The organism is Klebsiella sp. PK01 (assembly GCF_057624675.1).
In genome coordinates, this window is the sequence record NZ_JBYEZM010000008.1 from 159,537 (window position 1) to 178,700 (window position 19,164).

Annotated in this window: 17 protein-coding genes; 12 read left to right on the plus strand and 5 right to left on the minus strand. The window is 52.4% G+C overall.

Annotated features, from left to right (window positions below; genetic code table 11):
* Positions 1–74: 74 nt before the first annotated feature.
* The 6 genes from ribF to rihC all read left to right on the plus strand — a co-directional run bounded on the left by ribF (position 75) and on the right by rihC (position 6,880).
* The gene (ribF, locus tag AC22LX_RS21930; RefSeq protein WP_045378895.1) at positions 75–1,013 is read left to right on the plus strand and encodes a bifunctional riboflavin kinase/FAD synthetase; all 939 of its coding nucleotides are present in this window, start codon (positions 75–77) and stop codon (positions 1,011–1,013) included.
* 45 nt (positions 1,014–1,058) lie between these two features.
* A complete protein-coding gene (gene ileS / locus AC22LX_RS21935) occupies positions 1,059–3,875 on the plus strand; it encodes an isoleucine--tRNA ligase (RefSeq protein ID WP_213292777.1) in 2,817 nt (938 codons plus the stop codon).
* Entirely contained in the window at positions 3,875–4,372 is a 498-nt protein-coding gene (gene lspA, locus AC22LX_RS21940; protein WP_213292776.1) for a signal peptidase II, read from the plus strand. The genes ileS and lspA overlap by 1 nt, the downstream gene beginning before the upstream one ends.
* 124 nt (positions 4,373–4,496) lie before the next feature.
* On the plus strand, positions 4,497–4,946 hold the full coding sequence (gene fkpB / locus AC22LX_RS21945) for an FKBP-type peptidyl-prolyl cis-trans isomerase (protein ID WP_015368326.1): 450 nt from the start codon (positions 4,497–4,499) through the stop codon (positions 4,944–4,946).
* 1 nt (position 4,947) lies between these two features.
* The gene (gene ispH, locus AC22LX_RS21950) at positions 4,948–5,898 is read left to right on the plus strand and encodes a 4-hydroxy-3-methylbut-2-enyl diphosphate reductase (RefSeq protein ID WP_015368325.1); all 951 of its coding nucleotides are present in this window, start codon (positions 4,948–4,950) and stop codon (positions 5,896–5,898) included.
* A gap of 67 nt (positions 5,899–5,965) precedes the next feature.
* Positions 5,966–6,880: a ribonucleoside hydrolase RihC gene (rihC, locus tag AC22LX_RS21955; RefSeq protein WP_045395797.1), complete on the plus strand. Its 915-nt coding sequence runs from the start codon at positions 5,966–5,968 to the stop codon at positions 6,878–6,880.
* A gap of 9 nt (positions 6,881–6,889) precedes the next feature.
* Here the strand turns inward: rihC and AC22LX_RS21960 are convergent, their stop codons facing one another.
* Positions 6,890–7,819: a LysR family transcriptional regulator gene (locus tag AC22LX_RS21960; RefSeq protein ID WP_045395794.1), complete on the minus strand. Its 930-nt coding sequence runs from the start codon at positions 7,817–7,819 to the stop codon at positions 6,890–6,892.
* Between the two features lie 270 nt (positions 7,820–8,089).
* On the opposite strand from AC22LX_RS21960, the gene AC22LX_RS21965 reads away from it, so the two are divergent.
* The 5 genes from AC22LX_RS21965 to AC22LX_RS21985 all read left to right on the plus strand — a co-directional run bounded on the left by AC22LX_RS21965 (position 8,090) and on the right by AC22LX_RS21985 (position 14,860).
* Positions 8,090–9,145: a 4-oxalomesaconate tautomerase gene (locus tag AC22LX_RS21965; RefSeq protein ID WP_045395792.1), complete on the plus strand. Its 1,056-nt coding sequence runs from the start codon at positions 8,090–8,092 to the stop codon at positions 9,143–9,145.
* A 45-nt stretch (positions 9,146–9,190) separates the two neighbouring features.
* Positions 9,191–10,624 carry an anion permease gene (locus AC22LX_RS21970; RefSeq protein ID WP_045395790.1) on the plus strand — a complete coding sequence of 478 codons (1,434 nt, stop codon included), beginning with the start codon at positions 9,191–9,193 and terminating at the stop codon, positions 10,622–10,624.
* A 91-nt stretch (positions 10,625–10,715) separates the two neighbouring features.
* Complete coding sequence (locus tag AC22LX_RS21975; protein ID WP_045395787.1) at positions 10,716–11,978, plus strand: SLC13 family permease; 1,263 nt, start codon at positions 10,716–10,718, stop codon at positions 11,976–11,978.
* A 54-nt stretch (positions 11,979–12,032) separates the two neighbouring features.
* Complete coding sequence (locus AC22LX_RS21980) at positions 12,033–14,318, plus strand: hydratase (RefSeq protein WP_045395784.1); 2,286 nt, start codon at positions 12,033–12,035, stop codon at positions 14,316–14,318.
* Positions 14,319–14,494: 176 nt separating this feature from the next.
* Complete coding sequence (locus AC22LX_RS21985; protein WP_047050152.1) at positions 14,495–14,860, plus strand: DUF805 domain-containing protein; 366 nt, start codon at positions 14,495–14,497, stop codon at positions 14,858–14,860.
* Here the strand turns inward: AC22LX_RS21985 and AC22LX_RS21990 are convergent.
* On the minus strand, positions 14,805–15,737 hold the full coding sequence (locus tag AC22LX_RS21990) for a LysR family transcriptional regulator (protein ID WP_047077990.1): 933 nt from the start codon (positions 15,735–15,737) through the stop codon (positions 14,805–14,807). The two genes, AC22LX_RS21985 and AC22LX_RS21990, sit on opposite strands and share 56 nt — an antisense overlap.
* Positions 15,738–15,829: 92 nt before the next feature.
* Here AC22LX_RS21990 and AC22LX_RS21995 point away from each other — a divergent pair, with 92 nt between their 5' ends.
* Positions 15,830–16,459: an alanyl-tRNA editing protein gene (locus tag AC22LX_RS21995; RefSeq protein WP_063413960.1), complete on the plus strand. Its 630-nt coding sequence runs from the start codon at positions 15,830–15,832 to the stop codon at positions 16,457–16,459.
* Positions 16,460–16,464: 5 nt separating this feature from the next.
* Here the strand turns inward: AC22LX_RS21995 and citB are convergent, their stop codons facing one another.
* From citB to AC22LX_RS22010, 3 genes are all read right to left on the minus strand, one after another.
* Positions 16,465–17,169 (minus strand): citrate response regulator transcription factor CitB, encoded by a 705-nt coding sequence (citB, locus tag AC22LX_RS22000; protein WP_045395773.1) that lies wholly within the window; start codon positions 17,167–17,169, stop codon positions 16,465–16,467.
* Entirely contained in the window at positions 17,162–18,790 is a 1,629-nt protein-coding gene (gene citA, locus AC22LX_RS22005; RefSeq protein ID WP_045395770.1) for a citrate sensor histidine kinase CitA, read from the minus strand. Before citA ends, citB begins: the two co-directional genes overlap by 8 nt.
* 255 nt (positions 18,791–19,045) lie before the next feature.
* On the minus strand, positions 19,046–19,164 hold a 119-nt coding region (locus AC22LX_RS22010; protein ID WP_141097055.1), incomplete at its 5' end, for a sodium ion-translocating decarboxylase subunit beta.

A 19,164-nucleotide genomic window follows, 5' to 3' on the forward strand; every position in this document is an offset into this window, starting at 1 on the left:
GAGGTGCAATCGCTGGTTAACGTCGCCTGTTGTACAAGGTATACTCGGACGATTTTCACTGTTTTGAGCCAGACATGAAGCTGATACGCGGCATACATAATCTCAGTCAGGCCCCGCACGGGTGCGTGCTGACCATTGGAAATTTCGACGGCGTGCATCGCGGGCATCAGGCGCTGCTGCAGCGCCTGCGCGCAGAGGGCCGCCAGCTCGGTCTGCCGGTTGTGGTGATGATTTTTGAGCCGCAGCCGCTGGAGCTGTTTGCCGCCGATAAAGCGCCGGCGCGGATCACGCGGCTGCGTGAAAAGCTGGGTTACCTGGCGGAAAGCGGCGTCGACTACGTGCTGTGTGTCCGTTTCGACCGGCGTTTCGCCGCGTTGACGGCGCAAGATTTTATCAGCGAACTGCTGGTGCGCCAGCTTGGCGTGCAGTTCCTTGCTGTGGGGGATGATTTCCGCTTTGGCGCTGGTCGTCAGGGGGATTTCTTGTTATTACAGAAGGCCGGGGCGGAGTACGGTTTTGACGTCACCAGCACTCAGACCTTCTGTGAAGGCGGCGTACGTATTAGCAGCACCGCGGTGCGTCAGGCGCTGGCCGACGATGACCTCGCGCAGGCGGAAAACCTGCTGGGGCATCCGTTTACCATCTCTGGTCGCGTCGTCCACGGCGATGAGCTGGGGCGCACCATAGGTTTCCCGACGGCGAACTTACCGCTGCGTCGTCAGGTTTCCCCGGTTAAAGGGGTCTTTGCGGTAGAAGTGGCAGGGCTCGGCGATAAGCCATTACCCGGCGTCGCCAACATTGGCACTCGTCCAACGGTCTCCGGCGTGCGGCAGCAGCTGGAAGTTCACCTTCTGGACGTTGTAATGGACCTCTACGGTCGCCATATAGATGTAATACTGCGTAAAAAAATACGTAACGAGCAGCGTTTTGCGTCGCTGGATGAGCTAAAAGCGCAAATCGCACGAGATGAGTTAACGGCCCGCGAGTACTTTGGGCTCACCAGGCAGGGATAATCCTACTGGTATTTATCAAACCGAAATAACGGAACCGAGAATCTGATGAGTGACTATAAATCCACCCTGAATTTGCCGGAAACAGGGTTCCCGATGCGTGGCGATCTCGCCAAACGCGAACCGGGAATGCTGGCGCGTTGGACCGATGATGACCTGTACGGCATCATCCGTGCGGCGAAAAAAGGCAAAAAAACCTTCATTCTGCATGATGGCCCTCCTTATGCGAATGGCAGCATTCATATTGGTCACTCGGTTAACAAGATTCTGAAAGACATTATCGTTAAGTCCAAAGGACTGACGGGTTTTGACTCGCCGTACGTTCCGGGTTGGGACTGCCACGGTCTGCCGATCGAACTGAAAGTCGAGCAGCAATACGGTAAGCCGGGCGAGAAATTCACCGCCGCAGAATTCCGCGCCAAGTGCCGTGAATATGCCGCCGAGCAGATCGACGGCCAGCGTAAAGACTTTATCCGCCTGGGCGTACTGGGCGACTGGTCGCGTCCGTACCTGACCATGGACTTCAAAACTGAAGCCAATATCATCCGCGCGCTGGGTAAAATCATCGGCAACGGTCACCTGCATAAAGGCGCTAAGCCGGTTCACTGGTGCGTTGACTGCCGTTCCGCGCTGGCGGAAGCGGAAGTTGAGTATTATGACAAAACGTCTCCGTCTATCGATGTGGCGTTCCACGCGGTAGATAAAGCCGCGGTACTGGCCAAATTCGGCGTAGTCGACGCCACTGGCCCGGTTTCGCTGGTTATCTGGACCACAACGCCGTGGACCCTGCCGGCTAACCGCGCCATCTCTCTGTCGCCTGAGTTCGACTATGCGCTGGTGCAGGTTGACGGTCAGGCGCTGATCCTGGCGAAAGACCTGGTTGAAAGCGTGATGCAGCGCATTGGCGTGGCGGATTACACCATCCTGGCGGCGGTACAAGGTTCCGAACTTGAACTGATGCGCTTCAAGCATCCGTTCCTCGATTTTGACGTGCCGGCTATCCTTGGCGACCACGTGACGTTGGACGCGGGTACCGGTGCGGTGCATACCGCCGGCGGCCACGGTCCGGACGACTACACTATCAGCCAGAAATACGGTCTGGAAATCGCCAACCCGGTTGGCCCGGACGGTTCTTACCTGCCAGGTACTTACCCGTCTCTGGACGGTATCAACGTCTTCAAAGCCAACGACATCATCGTTGAGATGCTGCGTGACAGCGGCGCGCTGCTGCACGTGGAAAAAATGCAGCACAGCTATCCGTGCTGCTGGCGCCACAAATCGCCGATCATCTTCCGCGCCACCCCGCAGTGGTTCGTCAGCATGGATCAGAAAGGCCTGCGCGCGCAGTCTCTGAAAGAGATCAAGGGCGTGCAGTGGATCCCGGACTGGGGCCAGGCGCGTATCGAATCGATGGTAGCCAACCGTCCTGACTGGTGTATCTCCCGTCAGCGTACCTGGGGCGTGCCGATGTCGCTGTTCGTGCATAAAGAAACTCACGAACTGCATCCGCGTACCCTCGAACTGATGGAAGAAGTGGCGAAACGCGTTGAAGTTGACGGCATCCAGGCATGGTGGGATCTCGATTCCCGCGACATCCTGGGCGATGACGCCGACAGCTATGAAAAAGTGCCGGATACCCTCGACGTGTGGTTTGACTCCGGGTCTACCCACTCTTCGGTGGTTGATGTGCGTCCGGAATTCGCCGGTCACGCCGCGGACATGTATCTGGAAGGCTCCGATCAGCATCGCGGCTGGTTCATGTCTTCGCTGATGATCTCCACGGCGATGAAAGGCAAAGCGCCATATCGTCAGGTACTGACCCACGGCTTCACCGTCGACGGTCAGGGCCGCAAAATGTCCAAGTCTATCGGTAACACCGTTAGCCCGCAGGACGTGATGAACAAACTGGGCGCCGATATTCTGCGTCTGTGGGTGGCTTCCACCGACTACACCGGCGAAATGGCGGTCTCCGATGAGATCCTCAAACGCGCCGCGGACAGCTATCGTCGTATCCGTAACACCGCGCGCTTCCTGCTGGCGAACCTTAACGGTTTCGATCCGGCAAAAGACATGGTCAAACCGGAAGAGATGGTCGTTCTGGATCGCTGGGCGGTCGGCTGCGCGCAGGCGGCTCAGGAAGATATCCTCAAAGCCTACGAATCCTACGACTTCCACGAAGTGGTACAGCGCCTGATGCGCTTCTGCTCCATCGAGATGGGTTCGTTCTACCTCGATATTATCAAGGACCGCCAGTACACCGCGAAAGCGGACAGCGTGGCGCGCCGCAGCTGCCAGACCGCGCTGTTCCACATTGTGGAAGCGTTGGTGCGCTGGATGGCGCCGATCATGTCCTTCACCGCGGACGAAATCTGGGGCTACCTGCCGGGCGAGCGTGAAAAATACGTCTTTACCGGCGAGTGGTATGAAGGCCTGTTCGGCCTGGCCGACGACGAAGCGATGAACGACGGTTTCTGGGATGAACTGCTGAAAGTGCGCGGCGAAGTCAACAAGGTGATTGAGCAGGCGCGTGCGGACAAGAAAGTTGGCGGTTCTCTGGAAGCGGCGGTTACGCTGTATGCCGATGCCGAACTGGCGGCCAAGCTCAACGCGCTGGGCGAAGAATTGCGATTTGTCCTGTTGACCTCCGGCGCTAACGTTGCCGATTATGCACAGGCGCCGGCTGATGCCTGGCAGAGCGATCTGCTGAAAGGGCTGAAAGTGGTCCTGAGCAAAGCCGAAGGCGAGAAATGCCCACGCTGCTGGCATTACACCAGCGACGTCGGCAAGGTGGCGGAACACGCGGAAATCTGCGGTCGCTGTGTCAGTAACGTCGCCGGTGACGGCGAGCAACGTAAATTCGCCTGATGAGTAAATCGATCTGTTCAACGGGGCTACGCTGGATGTGGGTCGTCGTAGCCGTGCTGATTATCGATCTGGGCAGCAAATTCCTGATCCTCCAGAACTTCGCTCTGGGGGAGACGGTATCGCTGTTTCCATCGCTTAATCTGCATTATGCGCGCAACTACGGCGCGGCTTTTAGCTTCCTCGCCGATAGCGGCGGCTGGCAGCGCTGGTTCTTCGCCGGGATTGCGGTCGGCATCTGTGTGGTGTTGACGGTGCTGATGTACCGTTCGAAGGCGACGCAAAAGCTGAACAACATTGCCTACGCGCTGATCATTGGCGGCGCGTTAGGGAATTTGTTCGACCGCCTGTGGCACGGCTTTGTGGTCGATATGATCGACTTTTACGTCGGCGACTGGCATTTCGCCACCTTCAACCTTGCCGATAGCGCCATCTGCATCGGCGCGGCGCTGATTGTGCTGGAAGGCTTCTTGCCTTCCAGTGATAAAAAAACAGCATAAAAAATTGCCGGATGGCGACGCTAAAGCGTCTTATCCGGCCTACAGTATACATCGGCCCTTGTTGCCCGGTAAGCGCAGCGCCACCGGGCAAACAAGCGGCGGTAATGTAAAAGAGCAAACCTGCATGTCTAACTCTGTACAGAGCAACAGCGCGGTGCTGGTGCACTTCACGCTAAAACTGGATGATGGCTCCACCGCCGAGTCCACGCGCGGCAACGGTAAACCGGCGCTGTTTCGTCTTGGTGATGCCTCGCTTTCCGAAGGGCTGGAGCAGCATCTGCTGGGGCTGAAAGCCGGCGATAAAACCACGTTCTCGCTGGAACCTGACGCCGCCTTTGGCGTACCTAGCCCGGATCTGATCCAGTACTTCTCTCGCCGCGAGTTTATCGACGCCGGCGAGCCGGAAATCGGCGCGATTATGCTCTTTACCGCAATGGATGGCAGCGAAATGCCCGGTGTGATCCGCGAAGTGAACGGCGACTCTATTACCGTTGATTTCAACCATCCGCTGGCCGGGCGCACCGTTCATTTTGATATTGAAGTGCTGGAAGTCGATCCGGCGCTGGAGGGGTAAGATGCAGATCCTGTTGGCTAACCCGCGCGGTTTTTGCGCCGGCGTTGACCGCGCTATCAGCATTGTCGAAAACGCGCTGACGCTGTACGGCGCGCCAATCTACGTTCGTCACGAAGTCGTCCATAACCGCTACGTCGTCGATAGCCTGCGTCAGCGTGGAGCGATTTTTATCGAACAGATTAGCGAAGTGCCGGACGGCGCGATCCTGATTTTCTCTGCTCACGGCGTTTCACAGGCGGTACGCAATGAAGCGAAGAGTCGTGACCTGACGGTTTTCGACGCCACCTGTCCGCTGGTGACCAAAGTCCATATGGAAGTCGCCCGTGCCAGCCGCCGCGGCGAAGAGTCGATTCTGATCGGCCACGCCGGGCATCCGGAAGTTGAAGGCACCATGGGTCAGTACAATAACCCGGAAGGGGGCATGTACCTGGTTGAGTCGCCGGAAGATGTGCTGACGCTGGAAGTGAAAAACGATGCCCGACTGTCGTTTATGACTCAGACCACGCTCTCCGTCGACGATACTTCTGACGTTATCGACGCGCTGCGCGAGCGCTTCCCGAAAATCGTCGGCCCGCGTAAAGACGATATTTGTTACGCCACGACTAACCGTCAGGAAGCCGTACGCGCGCTGGCGGAACAGGCTGACGTGGTGCTGGTGGTCGGTTCGAAAAACTCCTCTAACTCTAACCGTCTGGCCGAACTGGCGCAGCGGATGGGGAAAGCGGCTTATCTTATCGACGATGCCACCGATATTCAGGAACAGTGGGTGAAATCCGCTGCCTGCGTTGGGGTAACGGCGGGCGCATCGGCCCCGGATATCCTGGTGCAGAACGTGATTGCCCGCCTGCAGGAGCTGGGCGGCGGCGAAGCGGTGCCGCTGGAAGGCCGTGAAGAGAATATCGTTTTTGAAGTACCGAAAGAGCTGCGTGTGGATGTCCGTGAAGTAGAGTAAGTTCTTTCATCCATCAGTATGAGAAGATGCCAGACTTAACGTCTGGCATTTTTTTTGGGAGAAAACCATGCGCTTACCGATTATTCTCGACACCGATCCGGGTATTGACGACGCGGCGGCGATCGCCGCCGCGCTCTTCTCACCGCAGCTGGATTTGCAACTCATGACGACGGTCGCGGGTAATGTCTCGGTGGAGAAGACGACCCGCAATGCGCTGCAGTTGCTGCATTTCTGGAATGCTGATGTACCACTGGCGCAAGGGGCATCGATGCCGCTGGTGCGTCCGCTGCGCGATGCCGCCTCGGTGCACGGCGAATCCGGCATGGAGGGCTATGATTTCGTCGAGCATAACCGCCAGCCGCTGGCTAAACCGGCTTTTCAGGCAATTCGCGATGCGCTGATGCACGCGCCGGAACCCGTGACACTGGTGGCCATCGGCCCGCTAACCAATATTGCTCTGCTGATTACGCAGTATCCTGAGTGCCTGTTTAATATTCGTCGACTGGTGCTGATGGGCGGCTCGGCCGGTCGCGGCAACTTTACCCCTAACGCCGAGTTTAATATCGCCATCGATCCGGAAGCCGCCGCGAAAGTCTTCCAGAGTGGGTTGGACATTGTGATGTGCGGACTGGATGTCACCAATAAGGCGCTGCTGAGTGCGGACTATCTGGCAACCCTGCCGACGCTCAATCAAACCGGTAAAATGCTTCATGCGCTGTTTAGCCACTATCGCAGCGGCAGTATGAGCGGCGGCCTGAGAATGCACGATCTCTGCGCTATCGCGTGGTTGGTTCGCCCGGATCTATTTACGCTCAAACCCTGCTTTGTAGCGGTGGAGACGCAGGGGACCTGGACGGCCGGCACCACCGTGGTGGATATCGAAGGGCGTTTGGGACAACCGGCCAACGCCCAAGTGGCGCTGGATTTGGATATCACTGGTTTTCAACGTTGGGCGGCGGAGGTTTTCGCTCTCGCGCCGTGACAGGTAAAGCTAGTGTGAATCGACCACATTACACCATAACTCGCTCGCTTCATCCGTCCACATGAGTAGCAATAATGAAGCGAAGCGTTCAGCCGCCGCGGAAAGAGGACGGTTTTTAACGCGAATCATACCAAGCGTGCGCCTGATGACCGGTTCAACCAGCGGCACGCTGACGACAGCGCTGTTAGCGTGATGCGGCATGGCCAGGCAGGGCAGAGCCGATATGCCAAGCCCCGCCTCGACCAGACCCAGAGAGGTGGATAAATGTCTGACTTCGTAAAACCAATCTAACCTCCACGGTTTATCCTGCAGGCAACTTTCAATAAGTTGCCGATTACCGCTTGAGCGTCTGACGCCTATTAATCTCTGCGAGACGAGCTCGCGCCATTCCACTAATTTTTTACTGGCGAGCGGATGATCCTGCCGGCAAGCCAGCACGAAGGGTTCGTTGACCAGCGGGCTAAATTCGATGTCGGGATGTGTGATGAAGTTCATATTTATTCCAAAATCGACTTCGCCTTTTCTCACCGAAGTCATGCAATTTTCTATACCTTGTTCATAAATTCGAACTTTGATGTGGGGATAGCGCTGATTAAATTGAACGATAGCACGTGGTAAAAAATAAAATACCGCCGTCGGGATACAAGAAAGCGTTACCGTATCATGCACATTCGAAGTCAGATTGCTGATGTTGAAAATGGCGGCATCTAGGCTGGCAATCAGTGATTTCGCTTTAGGAAGAAGCATTTGTCCTGCCTGGGTGAGCATGATTTTTCGGGTGGTTCGTTCGAAAAGCGGGGTATTAAGATTACTTTCTATTTTCTGTATTTTTCGGGTTAGGGCGGGTTGCGTCAGGTTAAGTACTTCAGCGGCTTTGCTAAATGAACCCAGTTCGGCAACAGTGACAAAGGCTTTCATACCGGATAGTTCATTGTTCATTGTTACTCCGTAATCTGAGATGAATTATTAATATGTAGAATGGCCTTGTTAATTATTACCGTGCCGATAGTTATTATTAATGTTTTGTAGGTATAAGTCTTATTTTCATATTTTATCAATCACTATCCGCCTTGCAAGTAGAATCAGATGGTGAACGGTTGTGCGATTAATGAATAATAAAGTAAATAAAAAACTTTAAATACATTAAGTTCATTAAATTCACGCCCCGTTTATTTATTCTTTTTCTTCTATATTTGTAAGGAGCGTGTTATGAAACAAATTCCGTGTGTTCTCATGCGTGGAGGAACGTCAAAAGGGGCTTTCCTTTTAGCGGATGATCTACCTGAAGATATTCAAAAACGTGATGAGGCGTTATTAACCATCATGGGTTCAGGCCATGAACTGGAAATTGATGGTATTGGCGGTGGTAGCCCGCAAACCAGTAAAGTGGCTATTGTCAGTCAATCGTCCAGCCCACAAGCAGACATTGACTATTTATTTGTGCAGGTCATTGTCAATGAACGGCGGGTCGATACCACGCCTAATTGCGGTAATATGCTGTGCGCGGTAGGTGGATTTGCTATCGAAAAAGGTCTCATCGCGGCGAGTTCACCGGTAACGCGGGTGCGTATCAGAAACGTAAATACCAATACCTTTGTCGATGCTGACATTCAAACACCGAACGGCCAGGTCGTTTATGAAGGGAATACCCATATTGATGGCGTTCCCGGGCAGGCGGCTCCCGTTGCTCTGACATTTCTAAACGCCGCCGGGGCGAAGTCGGGCCAACTTTTCCCCACCGGTAACCGGGTCGATATTTTTGATGATATTCGCGTCACGTGTATTGATATGGCGATGCCGATGGTGATTATCCCTGCACACAGTCTCGGTAAAACCGGATATGAATCTGCTGCTGAATTAGACAAGGACAGTGCATTTTTCCAGCGTCTTGAATCTATACGTCAACAAGCTGGCGCGGCAATGGGGTTTGGCGATGTATCCAACATGGTTATACCTAAACCGGTACTGGTTGCTCCACCGCAACACGGCGGAACAATGAGCGTGCGTTATTTCATGCCCCACAGCTGCCATAAGTCTCTGGCGATTACGGGTGCTATCGGTCTGGCGAGTTCTTGTGTTATCGCCGACACCGTGGTTAATGAGCTTACGCGAATGTCTGGTGAAGGATTAATTAGCGTTGAACACCCTAGCGGCAGCATTGAGGTGAACTTAAGTAACGCGAATGGAAATCCTGAAAATATTCGCGCATCGGTTATTCGTACCGCACGTAAGATTCTTTCTGGCATGGTTTATCTCCCTGAATAACTTAATCAGTGTTCTTCTATAATTTTATTCAGGTAAGGGATCGAAATGGATAAAAAAACAGTATGCAAGCTATTAGTGCTTGTCGCCATCCCATTGCTTATTAGTCTATTTCCGGCTCCAGCGGGATTGACCAAACTGGCTTGGGTGCTATCAGGGATTTATCTGGCGGCGATTGTTGGTTTGGTTATTAAGCCGTTTTCTGAACCGGTAATATTGTTAGTCGCTGTCGCCACATCAATGGTCGTTATTGGTAATTTAGGTGATGGCGTAATAAAATCATCGAGTGTATTAAGTGGCTATGCATCGGGAACTACCTGGCTGGTTTTCTCAGCGTTTACCTTAAGTGCTGCCTTTGTTATTACTGGTTTAGGTAAGCGGATTGCTTATATTCTTATTGGCAAGATAGGGAGTACCACGCTTGGCTTAGGCTATGTTACCGCCTTTCTTGATCTCATCCTTTCCCCCGCGACACCGTCGAATACGGCTCGCGCCGGCGGTATCGTCTTACCTATCATCAATAGCGTGGCTGTTGCGTTAGGCTCGGAACCGGAGCATACGGCAAAACGCGTTGGCCATTATTTGATGATTAACGTCTATATGGTTACCAAAACGACCAGTTATATGTTCTTTACCGCAATGGCTGGGAATATACTGGCGCTCAAAATGATTGAAGATATTTGTCATATCAAATTGAGCTGGGGCGGATGGGCATTAGCCGGAATATTACCTGGCATTATTATGCTGTTATTAACACCGCTCATTACCTATAAGTTATATCCACCAGAGTTAAAGAAAGTGGATAATAAGGCAATTGCCAAAGAGGGTCTTGAGTCTTTAGGGCCGATGACCTTACGTGAAAAAATGCTCTCCTGCCTGTTTGTCATGGCATTAGCCGGTTGGGTATTTAGTAAGTCGCTTGGCGTTAACGAATCAACGGTAGCTATTTGTGTCATGGCATTGATGCTGGTGTTAAAAATCGTCACCTGGGATGATGTGATAAAAAATAAAGGGGGATGGAATACCCTGATTTGGTACGGCGGGATCATTGGCTTGAGTTCACTATTATCTAAAGTGGGCTTTTTCTTGTGGTTAGCTGAATTGCTGAAGGACAATATATCGTTTGGCACTCATAGCACGCTGGCTTTTGTCGTTATCGTAGCATTAAGTATATTAGTGCGTTATTTCTTCGCCTCCGGCAGCGCTTATATTGTGGCGATGGTCCCGGTCTTCGCTATGTTGGCGAATGTTTCCGGTGCGCCAGTGATGTTAACCGCATTAGCCCTGCTGTTTAGTAATTCGTATGGCGGTATGGTCACCCATTATGGCGGGGCCGCTGGCCCGGTGATATTTGGCGTTGGTTATAATGATATTAAATCGTGGTGGATTGTCGGCGGTATATTGGCGCTGCTGACGTTCATCCTGCATATCACCATCGGGGTATGGTGGTGGGAGTTATTAATGTACTGGAAGGTAATCTAATAAATTAAATCTTGATTTTGACCTTTTTTATAATCTGCGTTCATGGAACAAGGATATATTTTAAAAACGCTAAATGGAGTGTCGCATTTTTATGTCTCCAGTAACAATTACATTGTCACTATTGTTATTTTCAATTGTGATGTTTATTTGGGAGAAGATCCCGCTGGCGGCGACCGCGATGATCGTATGCATTGTCCTGGTCGTAACCGGCGTGTTTGATGTGAAAACGGCCTTCTCGGGGTTTATTAACCAGAATGTCATTTTATTTGTCGCCATGTTTGTGGTTGGCGGCGCCTTATTCGAAACTGGCGTCACAGATAAAATTGGAGGAATAGTTACCCGTTACGCACGCTCGGAGAAGCAACTCATCGTTATTATCATGTTGGTTTGCGGAATACTCTCCGGCTTTCTGTCTAACACGGGAACGGCCGCGGTACTGATCCCCGTAGTTATCGGCGCCGCGGTGAAGTCTGGCTATGCGCAATCTCGTTTGTTGATGCCATTAGCGTTTGCGTCGGCGCTGGGTGGAAACTTATCGCTTATTGGCTCGCCGGGTAATTTGATCGCCCAGTCGGCGCTGGAACAAGTCGGGCAACGCTTCGGTTTTTTCGAGTATGCCAAACTGGGTATCCCTATGCTGCTTTGCGGGATCATCTACTTTTTGACAATAGGTTATAAATTGTTACCGGCACAATCTGTGCGTACCGAGGGAAAAGCAGAAAAGAGAAGGAAAGTTGACTGTCCTAAATATAAGCAAGTTATTGCGGTTTTAGTGTTGGTATTTACCGTACTGGGCATGATTTTTGAGAGCGTCATTGGTTTGCCAATTGCAATTATTGGTTCAATTGGCGCCTTATTTTTGGTTATTACGCGAGTGATTACTGAAAAACAGGCCTACCAGTCAATTGACTCACAGACGATTTTTCTGTTTGGCGGTACTTTAGCTTTAGCGAAAGCACTCGAAACCACTGGCGCGGGTGAAATCATGGCCCGTTCTATTATCGATCTGCTGGGTCAACAGGCTTCGCCGTTCTTACTGTTAAGTGCTGTGTTAATCATATCCTGTGTATTAACGAACTTCATGTCGAATACCGCAACAGCGGCCTTGCTGATTCCTATTGGTCTGTCTATTGCGAATTCCATGGGGGCCGATCCGCGAGCGGTGCTAATGGCTATTGTCATTGGTTGTTCATGTGCTTATGCGACCCCGGTGGGGACGCCGGCGAATATGATGATTTTTTCCGCCGGAGGATATCGGTTTATGGATTATGTCAGGGTCGGATTACCGCTGATTATTATATCTGTGGTGGTGAGCTTTATTTTACTGCCGATATTTTTTCCTTTCTATTCGTAATAATACGGATAAAAGCATCGCCTAATTATTTAATCTATCTGAAGGACACAAGTCATGATTAAATTACATGATAGTGGGGTATATTTATCCCATCAGCATGGGATTATCCCAGAACAGGAATGCGCCAATCCTGTCGCCAAAGAGATTGCACGAAAGGGAACCATAGCATGGTCAATTTTGTCATCTCATAGCCACTCGGGAGATGAACAGAAATTAAAAATTAAATTTGATTCTATGACCTCCCATGACCTTACCTTTGTTGGCATCATCCAGACGGCAAAAGCCTCCGGCATGACCCGCTTTCCATTGCCGTATGTTTTAACCAACTGCCACAATTCACTTTGTGCGGTGGGAGGAACCATTAACAGCGACGATCATATTTTTGGTCTCACTTCCGCGCAGAAATATGGCGGGATTTACGTTCCGCCACATATTTCGGTTATTCACCAGTATATGCGTGAAATGATGGCTGGTAGCGGCCAAATGATACTGGGATCGGATAGTCATACGCGTTATGGCGCGCTGGGGACGATGGCCGTCGGTGAAGGCGGCGGTGAGCTAGTTAAACAACTGCTGGGAAACACCTGGGATATTGATTATCCCGATGTCGTCGCGGTGTATTTAACTGGCAAACCTGCCGCTGGCGTTGGCCCTCAGGATATTGCGCTGGCATTAATCGGCGCGGTATTCAAAAACGGTTATGTGAAGAACAAAGTGATGGAATTCGTTGGTCCCGGCGTGGCCAGTATGTCGACCGACTATCGAAACAGTATTGATGTCATGACTACTGAGACGACCTGCTTATCCTCTATCTGGCAGACCGATGAAGAGACGCGGCATTTTTTACGCCTTCATGGTAGAGAGAAAGATTATCGTGCGCTGTCAGCAAAAGAGATGGCCTACTACGATGGTTGTATCGAAATCGATTTAAGTACCATCAAGCCGATGATTGCGCTACCGTTTCACCCAGCCAATGTCTATGAAATTGATACACTTAATCAGAATTTACCGGACATTTTACGCCAGGTTGAAATTGAAGCTGAGAAAATCTCGCTGGGACGCGCGAAGCTGTCTCTGTTGGACAAAATAGAGAACGGTAAATTACGCGTTCAGCAGGGCATTATTGCTGGTTGCGCCGGGGGAAACTATGTCAACGTCGTACAGGCGGCGAATGCCCTGAGGCATCACTCCTGTGGCGATAATATTTTCTCGCTTTCAGTTTACCCCTCCTCACAACCGGTGCTGATGGCGTTAACGAAGAAGGGAATGATCAATGACTTAATGAGTGCGGGCGCCATTATTCGTACCGCGTTCTGCGGTCCTTGCTTCGGCGCCGGTGATACCCCGATGCATAATGGCTTAAGTATCCGTCATACGACGCGTAACTTTCCGAACCGTGAAGGTTCCAAGCCGGGAAATGGGCAGATGTCGGCGGTGGCATTGATGGACGCGCGTTCAATTGCCGCGACGGCCGCTAACGGGGGATTGTTAACCTCGGCGGCGGAGCTCGATTGCTGGCATGATGCTCCGGAATATGAATTTGATGTTTCCCCCTATAAAAACCGGGTTTATCAGGGATTCGTTAAAGGCGCTACGCAGCAGCCGCTAATCTATGGCCCGAATATAAAAGATTGGCCGGAAATGAATGCATTAACGGATAATGTTCTGTTAGTGGTCGCCGCAAAGATAATGGATCCGGTAACGACTACCGACGAGCTGATACCGTCAGGGGAAACATCATCGTTTCGTTCGAACCCCCTGGGGCTGGCGGAATTTACGCTCTCCCGTCGCGATCCGCAGTATGTGGGGCGGGCTAAAAAAATTGCCGTTATGGAGCAACAACGCGTTAAGGGTGAAGATCTTTGCCGTTTAAATCCACAGCTGGAAAATATATTTTCCCAGATACGTCTGCTACCGGGTCAGGAAAATATTAGCGCGGCACAGACTGAGATAGGTAGCATGATCTATGCGGTCAAACCCGGTGATGGCTCAGCGCGAGAGCAGGCCGCTAGCTGCCAGCGCGTGCTTGGCGGGCTGGCCAATATTAGCCAGGAGTATGCGACCAAGCGCTATCGTTCCAACGTGATTAACTGGGGGATGCTGCCGCTGCAGATGAAAGAGGCGCCTGATTTCGAGGTCGGCGATTTTATCTATATCCCGGCAATAAAAAGCGCACTAACCGGTGAGTTTAGTGATATCACCGCTTTTGTAGTCAGCGATAATCGACCTGTGAAGCAGATAACGCTTTATATGGAGAAATTAACCTCGTCGGAGCAGGAGATTATTAAGGCCGGTGGTCTTATTAATTATAATAGAAATCAATTAATCCTCGCTAATTAATATCTGGTCATGCTGGCAGTGTTTCTCTGCCAGCAATCTTTTCAACATTAATATGTCGTTTCTTGTGCCAGCACATTAAATTATGCTGAAGCGTTGTTTAGGCTAAGGAGTGTTTGGTTTGAAGGGGGCTCCGATGTGCCCCGCTGTCATTAATTCGTTCTCATGGAGAGAATATCATGACCTATGGACAGGCCTATCTTAAAGGCTGGAAACAGGCTTTTAATTTCGTTGGACGCTCTGACCGCCGTGAGTTCTGGTCATTTTTTCTTATCAACGCCCTGATTGTGGCAACCCCTTTACTCATCTGGTATCTGGCTACGCTTTATGACTACCGGTATGGCGTTTTGAGTCTGTTTCTCTTCCCGTTGGCTTTTGTGCTTCATTTACCGATGATTATCCCAATATTGGCGGTAGGTTTTCGCCGGATGCATGATATTGGCCGCTCTGGTTTCTGGTTTTTACCGGGGATCGTTTTCCCGGTGTTTATTATTTTATCTTTGGCAATGTGCTGCCTGCGTTCAGCGCCGGAACCGTCTCGCTAAGAAAATCAATCATTGCCCGCATTCTGGCGGGCATATGCTTATGCCCCGCCCATAACAGCCACAGATTGCCAGAGTAGCTGCTGATAAACTCCCACTCCGCCAGCACCTGCACGATTTCACCCTTTGCCAGCGCTTCACGGGCGGTAAACAGTGGCAGACTGCCAATCCCCAGATGCTGTTTAACCGCATCAAGACGCACCGCTGTGTGGTTAGCGGCGTAGCGTCCGTACGTCTGCACCGTTTCGTTTTTGCCTTCGCGGCGAAATTTCCAACGCGCGTCGGCGGGCGTTTCGCCAAGACTGATACAGCTATGCGCGCGCAGATCCTGCGGGGTACGCGGCATTCCGTGGCGCTGTAAGTACTCTTTAGTGGCGCAGATGACATGAACGATCGGCATCAGCGGTTTGCCATGCAGTCCAGGGGAAGGGGTATGGGTAATACGCAGCGCGAGATCGATGCCGTCATCAATAAAGTCGAGATCGCGATCTTCTAAACGTAAACAAACGTCAACCTGCGGATAACGGTTGAAAAAGTCGATCATTAGCGGATGAATGACAAAGCGCCCGACGGCTTTTGGTACGCTCAGCGTGAGTTTACCCTGCGCTACCGTCTGGGTACTTCCGGCGCAGTCCATAGCCTGGCGCGCCGCTTCCAGCATTTCCAGCGCATGTTCATATACCGCTTTCCCGGCATCGCTCAGCCGCAGCTTGCGGGTGGTTCGATGCAACAGTTTGCAGCGCATCTCCTGTTCCAGCCGCGAGACGCTGCGACTGACGGCGGATGGCGTAATCCCGCTCTGACGGGCGACGGCGGAAAAGCTGCCTTGTTCGACAATCTGTACGAAGAGGGCGAGGTCGGGGAGAAGGTGCAGATTCATTTGTGCCCTCAAAGCAAAAGTGCATTGGTTGTGGAGGCCATTATCGCGGTCAATATTATCAATATACTGTGCTGACAGAGAGGAGAACAATCATGACTGAACGTGTTTATTACGCCAGCGACGCCACCGAAGGGCGCGCACAAATTATCAGCTGCAGCGCTGAAGCCGATGGTGGTTATGCCATTGAACTTGATCGCACGTTGTTCCATCCGCAGGGCGGCGGGCAGCCGTCCGATCGCGGCTGGATCGATGAGCAGCCCGTAATGGCGGTCACGACGCGCGGCGATAGTGTCCTGCATATTGTCGCTCAGCCGCTGCCGTTAGGCGAGGTGGAGCTACGAATTGATGCGCCTGTGCGGCAACGGCATGCCCGTTTGCACTCTGCTGGTCACTTGCTGGGACTGGCTGGCGAGCAGTTCGGCTGGCGACCGGTGAAGGCGCATCACTGGCCGGGAGAGGGACGGATTACGTTTGCTGCCGGCGCTGGCGCCGCGTTACCGGAAGCCAGCGCGCTGCTGGCGCAGGTGAGCGCGTGGCAGAAGCAAGATTTACCGCGCCGCATCACCTTCGCTAATGGCCTGCGCGCCGTAGGATTCGGCGAACTGGCAGCTTATCCCTGTGGCGGTACCCATGTCGCTAGTCTGGCGGCGTTGGGAAATATCGTCATCAGCCAGTTGAAAATGAAAAAAGGGCAGATGATCGTCAGCTATACCCTCGAATAAGCGTTTCAGACGTGCTCAGGGTAGGGATGTTTGCCGCGATAAATGCGTTCCGGCCGGCCGACTTTGCCATAACTGATTTCCGCTTCCAGAAAATCGTTTTTAACGCCTTGTTCGAGATAACGGCGGGCAGTGGTTTTACTGCTGCCGAGGATGCGGGCCAGAGAGTCGGCGGTATGCACGACTTCCGGGTCGGAGAACAGCTGCAGCACGCGGTGAAAGGTGCTTTCATCGATCCCGCGCAGCGGCGCGTCAGCAGGTTCAGTGTGCTCGCGAGCCTGGATATTAAACAGGGCGTCGACGTGGGTCTGGCTGGCCTGTTCGCTCGAACGCAATGAGCTGCGGTAGCGGGCGAAACGCTCGAGCGTATGTTGTAAACGTTGATAGTGTACGGGCTTAATAAGGTAATCGAATACTCCCAGTCGCAGGGCTTCGCTGATGGTCTCCATATGATTATCGGCGGTAATGAAAATGATTCGCCCTTTGTAGTTAGTGCTGACAGCGTGGCGAATCAGATCCAACCCCTTGCCGTCAGGGAGAAAGTTATCCAGCAGGATCAGCTGCGGCTGGTAGAGACGCATCAGCTTTTTCGCGCTTTCCAGTTTATCCGCGATGCCGATTACGTTGAACTGGGGGAACTGTTTGATGGTATCCACCAGGATTTCCGCCAGCATAGGTTCGTCTTCAACGATAAGAGTAGTAATGCTATCCATGATGTTCATCTCGGGTCAGGGGGATATAAAGGGTAAAGATGGTGCCAAAGGGAATGTTATTTTCGACGACGATAGTGCCGCCTGCTTGTTCTACGTAACTGCGCACCAGCCAGAGCCCAATACCGTGCTCGGCGCTGGCGCTACTGGTGACGCCACGCTCAAAGATGCGATCGCGTAGCGTCTCGTCAATGCCGCATCCCTGGTCGGCGATCTCGACGATCAGTTCATGACCGTCGCTATTTATTAAACACTCGATCTGCTTCGATCCCTGCGGCTGGCGTAACGAGGCATTGTAGGCGTTATCGAGCAGATTCCCTACGATCGAGATCCATTCGCTGGGAGAAAGCGCGGTGGGAAGGATATCGACGAAGCAGGCGGGGTCGAATACCAGTTCAAGACCAAGCTCTTTGGCCCGATAATATTTACCGATCAGCAGCCCGGCAAGGTGGTTATCCTGGAAATTACGCGCAATAAAATCGAGCACCTTCTGGTGGCTTTCTGACTGTTGCTGAATCAGATCCAGCGCGTGATCGTAGCGTTTAAGAAACAACAGTCCGGCGATGGTCGAGATCAGGTTGCGGTGTTCATGCTGCACGGCGCGCAGATTATCGGCGTACTGCTGTACCTGGCTGAGCTGCAGACTGAGGGTGTTGATATCGTCTTTACTGCGAAAACTGATGACCCAACCTTGTGGGGCATTATTTAAGATCACCGCCATCCGGCTGGCGATCACTTTGATCTGATTAAAAGTGACGATCGCGTCTTTCTTATTCTCATGCGGCGCATCGTAGAAGAAGGCCTCTTGCGCAATGACGCTACTGATCTTTTTACCGATCAGTACGGGCTCCGGCTGGCTTAGATTAAGCAGACGACGGGCGGTCTGATTAATGGCGGTTATCTTATAATTTGAGTCGATGGCGATGAGCCCTTCAAACACCGATTCAAAGAGCACGCTTTGCTGGATGAGCAGCTGCGAGAGCTGCTGGGGCTCCATATTGAGCATTTGCTTTTTGATATGCAGCGAGAAGCGCCGAGCGCAGTACAGCAGCAATAGCAGGATAATCGCCATCGGGATCAGTAGCGAGCTTATCTGCAGGCTGAGCCAGTTTTCTAACTGTTCAATGGTATAACCGACCGACACGATGCCGATGACTTTCCCGGTGGCGTCCTGCACCGGCGATTTACCCCGTAATGATGAACCTAGCGAACCTTTGCGTACCGAGACATAGCTTTTGGCGTTATACAGCGCCTCATCGCTATCGCCACCTTCCATTGATTTACCGATTTCGTCCGGGTTGACGTGATAAAGACGCTGTCCGTTGGCATCGCCGACGGTGATGTAGGTGGCGTCTGAGAATGAACGCATGGGGTCGATAAGCTCTTTAATTCTGGCGAGATCGCGCTTCTGTACCGCTTCTACCAGCTCCGGCATTGCTGAAATCTGCATCGCCTGAATCAATGCCCGTTGCCCGACCTGGTAATGAAGACGTTCTTCGGTAATATCTGTTAGATACCAGGACATACCCAGCATGACGACAGTTGAGGTAAATAATATCAGCAGGAAGATGCGGTTCTGAAAGGACCGCCGCGCAAACCAGTGGGTTATTTTTCGGGTGTACATAGGGCCGATAGACATTAAATGGCTAGTTTCCTCGTTTGGCGGTCCGGGTACCTGCAGATGGCGCACAGATCCAAAAAATTCAGAAAAACGCCCGCTCAAAAGCCATTGAGTCGGGCGCTGGTTTGGTAGCCCGGATAAGGCGCAAGCCGCTATCCGGGAACCTCTCCCCGGTGGCGCTGCGCTTACCGGTGTTACAAACCGGAGCGGACGGGTAGCCCGGATAAGGCGCAAGCCGCTATCCGGGATGGACGCCGCCTACATCGCCAGCACGTACTTGAGCATCACCCCGGCGGCGATCGCCGAGCCGATCACCCCGGCCACGTTCGGGCCCATCGCGTGCATCAGCAGGAAGTTCTGCCCGTCCGCTTCCAGAC

Bases quoted from the DNA above. Each gene is read 5' to 3' on its own strand.
- AC22LX_RS21970 (WP_045395790.1), top strand. From the start codon at position 9,191: ATGGATAAAAAAACAGTATGCAAGCTATTAGTGCTTGTCGCCATCCCA.
- AC22LX_RS21965 (WP_045395792.1), top strand. From the start codon at position 8,090: ATGAAACAAATTCCGTGTGTTCTCATGCGTGGAGGAACGTCAAAAGGG.
- ispH (WP_015368325.1), top strand. From the start codon at position 4,948: ATGCAGATCCTGTTGGCTAACCCGCGCGGTTTTTGCGCCGGCGTTGAC.
- citB (WP_045395773.1), bottom strand. From the start codon at position 17,169: ATGGATAGCATTACTACTCTTATCGTTGAAGACGAACCTATGCTGGCG.
- AC22LX_RS21985 (WP_047050152.1), top strand. From the start codon at position 14,495: ATGACCTATGGACAGGCCTATCTTAAAGGCTGGAAACAGGCTTTTAAT.
- AC22LX_RS21995 (WP_063413960.1), top strand. From the start codon at position 15,830: ATGACTGAACGTGTTTATTACGCCAGCGACGCCACCGAAGGGCGCGCA.
- AC22LX_RS21960 (WP_045395794.1), bottom strand. From the start codon at position 7,819: ATGAACAATGAACTATCCGGTATGAAAGCCTTTGTCACTGTTGCCGAA.
- rihC (WP_045395797.1), top strand. From the start codon at position 5,966: ATGCGCTTACCGATTATTCTCGACACCGATCCGGGTATTGACGACGCG.
- lspA (WP_213292776.1), top strand. From the start codon at position 3,875: ATGAGTAAATCGATCTGTTCAACGGGGCTACGCTGGATGTGGGTCGTC.
- ribF (WP_045378895.1), top strand. From the start codon at position 75: ATGAAGCTGATACGCGGCATACATAATCTCAGTCAGGCCCCGCACGGG.
- ileS (WP_213292777.1), top strand. From the start codon at position 1,059: ATGAGTGACTATAAATCCACCCTGAATTTGCCGGAAACAGGGTTCCCG.
- AC22LX_RS21975 (WP_045395787.1), top strand. From the start codon at position 10,716: ATGTCTCCAGTAACAATTACATTGTCACTATTGTTATTTTCAATTGTG.
- AC22LX_RS21990 (WP_047077990.1), bottom strand. From the start codon at position 15,737: ATGAATCTGCACCTTCTCCCCGACCTCGCCCTCTTCGTACAGATTGTC.
- fkpB (WP_015368326.1), top strand. From the start codon at position 4,497: ATGTCTAACTCTGTACAGAGCAACAGCGCGGTGCTGGTGCACTTCACG.
- AC22LX_RS21980 (WP_045395784.1), top strand. From the start codon at position 12,033: ATGATTAAATTACATGATAGTGGGGTATATTTATCCCATCAGCATGGG.
- citA (WP_045395770.1), bottom strand. From the start codon at position 18,790: ATGTACACCCGAAAAATAACCCACTGGTTTGCGCGGCGGTCCTTTCAG.